Here is a 4312-nt window from a genome sequence, read left to right as displayed (position 1 = left end):
CTACACCCAAATCCAGGTTGCAGAGATGCTCGACGTATCTCATACGACTATTGGGCGCATGGAGAGCGGCGATAGCCCCTACCAGCAGCACTACATTGAAGCGCGCGCAAAAATTTATGGATGCACGCCCGTGGATCTGATCAGTGTTAGCCCCAATGACGCAACGGCGAGCGCCGAAGGAAAACTGCGGGGCGCACTGCTTGCCTTCGGCGTAGATCGCGATGAATTGGACCAGGTGACTCGTATTATAAGGACTTACGTGGTCGACGACGCTGCTGGCGAGCAATCAGAACAAACGCCGAGTGAGGATCAATCTCGACCCTCCACTCGCCGCCGTGTAACAACGCCATAAGATAAGCCGCTTCGGCTATCCGTCTCCTAAGCTTTTTTTGGGGGTCGTCGGGCGGGCCTTGCCGCCCGAAAAGCGCAGCATGGGCATGGGCATTGCCTCGGCCGCCGGATCACTGGGCCAATTTGCCATGTTGCCGGGTACCCTGGGCCTGCTCGAATGGCTGGGCTGGGCGGCCGCCCTGATCGTGCTGGGCCTGCTGTCCACGCTGATGATGCCGCTGGCCGCCATGATCAAAGACAAGCCCCCCGCCAGCACACCCGGTCACAAAGAACAGACGCTGGGCGAAGCCCTGCACGAAGCCTGCCACCATTCGGGCTTCTGGCTGCTGTCCTTCGGGTTTTTCGTCTGCGGCTTTCAGGTGGTCTTCATCGGCATACACTTGCCGTCGTACCTGGTCGACCGCAACCTGCCCATCATCGTGGCTACCACGGCGCTGGCGCTGGTGGGGCTGTTCAACGTCTTTGGCACCTACATCGCCGGCTGGCTCGGCGGGCGCTACTCGAAGCCGCGCCTGCTCAGCGGGCTCTATCTACTGCGGGCCGTCGTCATCGCCCTGTATATCACGCTGCCGCTTACGGCCTGGAGCACCTACGCCTTCGGCATCGGCATGGGCATGTTGTGGCTGTCCACGGTGCCGCTTACCAACGGATCCATAGCCACCATGTTCGGTGTGCGCAATCTGTCCATGCTGGGCGGCATTGTCTTCTTTTTCCACCAGCTGGGCTCGTTCCTGGGGGGCTGGCTGGGTGGCTACCTGTTCGACCAGACGGGCAGCTACGACGTGGTCTGGTATATTTCAATCATGTTGAGCTTTGTTGCCGCAGCACTGAACTGGCCCATCCGCGAACAACCAGTCCTCAGGCTGCAGGGGGTTGCTGCATGACGCACAAATCCTGGCTGATCGTCCTGGGTGTTGGTTTGGCCGTGGTCACCGTACTGGCCCTGGTCGGCTGGCGCATGGGCGGCCTGGGCCTGCTGCAGGCGGGGCTGCCCGGCTGCACTTGATGGCCATCTCGCGGCCCGGGCGCCGCCCGTGCAGCCGGCTCGCCGCTGTCGCGATCCTGGTCGTGTCGCTCGGGTGGGGCATACCGTCCGCCAGCCATGCCGGCAATGCCGGCCCGCTGCCGGCCGAATCGGCGGCCCCGTTTGCCGCCGAGCGGCTGGGCCGTTTTCACTACCCCTGGGCGCTCGCCTTCCTGCCCGATGGCCGGCTGCTGCTCACGGAACGCGGCGGCACAATGCACCTGGTGGCCCAGGATGGCCAGCACCAGCCGATCGGCGGGGTTCCCACCGTCTACGCCCATGGCCAGGCCGGCCTGCATGACGTCGTTCCGTCACCCGATTTCGATGACGATCGCCTGGTGTACTTCACCTACGTCGAGCCGGCCTTCCAGGGCGGCGGCGCCTTGGTGCTTGCGCGGGCCCGATTGGCCGAGTCGGCGCGGGGGCCGCAGCTCCAGGATCTCCAGCTCCTGTGGCGGCAAAACCGCCCGGGGCGCAAGGGTCATCCGGGCGCCCGGGTCGCATTCTCTCCAGATGGCAGGCACCTGTTCCTGACGGTGGGAGAGCGCCAGGAATCCGATACCGCCCAGGATCCGGATCTGGGCCGCGGCAAGGTGCTGCGCTTCAACCGCGATGGTTCGGTACCGGCGGACAACCCCATGGCCGACGCACCCGGCGTGCGGGCGCTGACCTGGACAACCGGCCATCGCAATCCCTACGGGCTGGCCTTCGCACCCAATGGCGACTTATGGCTGCACGAAATGGGCCCGCGGGGCGGCGACGAACTGAACCGGATCGAGCCCGGAAAAAACTACGGCTGGCCCATCGTGTCCAATGGCGACCATTACAGTGGCCTGCCCATGGCCCGCCACGCGACCCGGCCCGAGTTCCAGGCGCCTGCGCTGTATTGGACACCGGTGATCGCACCGGCCGGGATGGCTTTCTATGCAGGCCCGCTGTTTCCCGACTGGCAGGGCACGGCGCTGATCGGCGGCCTGATCGCCCAGGGCCTGGTACGCGTGGCGGTGGATGGGGAAGGGGGTGCGCGCCAACTGGATCGCTGGTCGCTGGGCGAGCGCATCCGGGACGTAGCCATTGCCCCCGATGGCGCCATCTGGGTGATTGAAGACGGCGCCGCTGGCGGGCTGCTCAGGCTCACGCCGCGCAGGGCCGCTCGGTAATGGTAATGGCCCATACCCTGGGGCTGGATGGCACGGGCAATGCTGGCGGCCGGTTGGGGACCGCCGGGGCTATGTCTCGTTTTCTTGCTGAATGCCGCGCAGATTGTGTTTTATGACGGTCAGCATGTCGACCAGGCTTTGCCTTTGGTCTTCAGAGAGGCCTTCAAGTATGCGGTCGCTCATTTCGTTGCTGCGCAAGTGCATTTCTTCAAGCATCCGGGTGCCTGTATTTTTTAAATAAATGCGCTTTACGCGGCGGTCGACGCCATCGGGCCTGCGCTGGACGAAATCACCCGCCTCCAGCCGATCGATCAGGCCACCCAGGGCGGCTTTGCCGACCTCGAGCTCTTGGGCCAGATCGCTTTGGGTCATGCCATCGCGACGGGCCAAATGGGCCAGCACCCACCACTGGGACCGTGTCACGTTCAGTGGTTTCATGAACTCGTCAAACACCATTCGACGCAGGCGCGAGACGTCGTGCATCAGAAACCCCAGCCGCTGGTCCCGTGCGTCGTTTCTTCTGGCCCTACCTTTCCCATCTTTGTGAGAATTGTCGCGTATCGATACATCCAAGTCGATGTCCTGATCGGTGTTCAAATAAGTATCCATGTAGTACTTGCTGTTTTAACGTCCCACCACCATGGTGACTGGCGCTCGCGCCAAGCCCCATGGCGTTCACCGGGTATGAGCAGCGCGAAATGCGCTACATTGTACGCTACCATTTAGTAATATGTGTTTATTGTATCCCTAGCCTGCAAACCTCATCAATACGATTTCGGCAGGCGCAAGACTTTTTCAGCGATAAAGCTCAGAATCAGTTGCGGCGATATCGGTGCGATTCTTGGCAACATGGCTTCGCGAAAATAGCGCTCGACGTGATACTCTTTTGCGTAGCCCATCCCCCCGTGCGTCAGCACCGCTGTCTCGCAGGCCCGATACCCCGCTTCGGCACAAAAGAACTTTGCAGCGTTGGCCTCGGCGGCACACGGTTTATTCTGATCGTAGAGCCAGGCCGCACGCTGATACAGCAACGTGCCTGCTTCCAGATCAACCCAACGCTCAGCCAAGGGGTGCTGTATGCCTTGGTTTTTCCCGATGGGCCGATCAAACACGATCCGTTCCCCTGCGTATCGGGCCGCCCGCTCGAGGGCGACGCGCCCGAGACCCGTGGCTTCCGCCGCCAGCAGTACGCGCTCGGGATTCATTCCGTGAAGAATGTAATGAAATCCTCGACCCTCATCGCCGATGCGGTCTTCGATTGGAATTTCCAGGCCATCGATAAACAGCTGATTTGAATCCACAGCCTTGCGACCCAGCTTGTCTATCTCTCGGATCTCGACCTTGCTTCGATCCAGATCCGTAATTTGCGTAGCAGCCAACATGATATTGCCTGATGAAACGAGCCTCGTCTTCTATGGCTTCACAGTATTCGGAATACAGCTGATCGGCGACTTCCTGGACGGTCGCAACACGATCGATGACGCCCACGCCCTGCCCTGCCGCGTAGATGTTTTTCCACGGCTTATGGGTCCCATGCACGTCTGAAAAATCGATTTTCCCTTGTGACGCGATGCTTGCCTCGTCATAGCCCGATGCCACCAGGCTTTCCCTCAGCCAATTGCACAGCACCCCCTTGACATCCTCCCTGGCCTGAAGGCCGGAGATTCCTACGGCGCTCAGGCGCGGCATTGACCCGCCCCTGAGTCGCTTCGGTGGGTTCCTGCTGCTGGCGGCATTGATGCACCGCTCACTTCACAGGCGAACCGGGCGTGTCCCG

5 protein-coding genes and 1 pseudogene are annotated in these 4312 nt (G+C 61.7%); 4 read left to right on the top strand and 2 right to left on the bottom strand.

What is annotated here, in order from left to right; genetic code table 11:
• The 4 genes from WCZ84_RS13735 to WCZ84_RS13720 all read left to right on the top strand — a co-directional run.
• Positions 1-352 (top strand): helix-turn-helix domain-containing protein (locus WCZ84_RS13735; RefSeq protein WP_372686842.1); only part of this gene is annotated, 352 nt, incomplete at its 5' end.
• Between the two features lie 37 nt (positions 353-389).
• On the top strand, positions 390-1235 hold the full coding sequence (locus WCZ84_RS13730) for an MFS transporter (RefSeq protein WP_372686841.1): 846 nt from the start codon (positions 390-392) through the stop codon (positions 1233-1235).
• Positions 1232-1357 carry a hypothetical protein gene (locus tag WCZ84_RS13725; protein ID WP_372686840.1) on the top strand — a complete coding sequence of 42 codons (126 nt, stop codon included), beginning with the start codon at positions 1232-1234 and terminating at the stop codon, positions 1355-1357. Before WCZ84_RS13730 ends, WCZ84_RS13725 begins: the two co-directional genes overlap by 4 nt.
• Positions 1357-2535: a PQQ-dependent sugar dehydrogenase gene (locus WCZ84_RS13720; RefSeq protein WP_372686838.1), complete on the top strand. Its 1179-nt coding sequence runs from the start codon at positions 1357-1359 to the stop codon at positions 2533-2535. Before WCZ84_RS13725 ends, WCZ84_RS13720 begins: the two co-directional genes overlap by 1 nt.
• A 69-nt stretch (positions 2536-2604) precedes the next feature.
• On the opposite strand, the gene WCZ84_RS13715 is transcribed toward WCZ84_RS13720, so the two are convergent.
• Positions 2605-3144, bottom strand: coding sequence for a MarR family winged helix-turn-helix transcriptional regulator (locus tag WCZ84_RS13715; protein WP_372686837.1), 540 nt, complete (start codon positions 3142-3144; stop codon positions 2605-2607).
• A 155-nt stretch (positions 3145-3299) separates the two neighbouring features.
• Positions 3300-3896, bottom strand: a pseudogene (locus tag WCZ84_RS13710) (acyl-CoA dehydrogenase family protein); the annotation flags it as partial.
• Positions 3897-4312 lie beyond the last annotated feature (416 nt).

This window comes from Castellaniella sp. (genome assembly GCF_041675725.1).
In the GTDB taxonomy this organism is placed as follows: domain Bacteria; phylum Pseudomonadota; class Gammaproteobacteria; order Burkholderiales; family Burkholderiaceae_B; genus Castellaniella.
The sequence above is the reverse complement of the archived record's forward strand: the minus strand, read 5'-3'. Positions and strand labels throughout refer to the sequence as shown.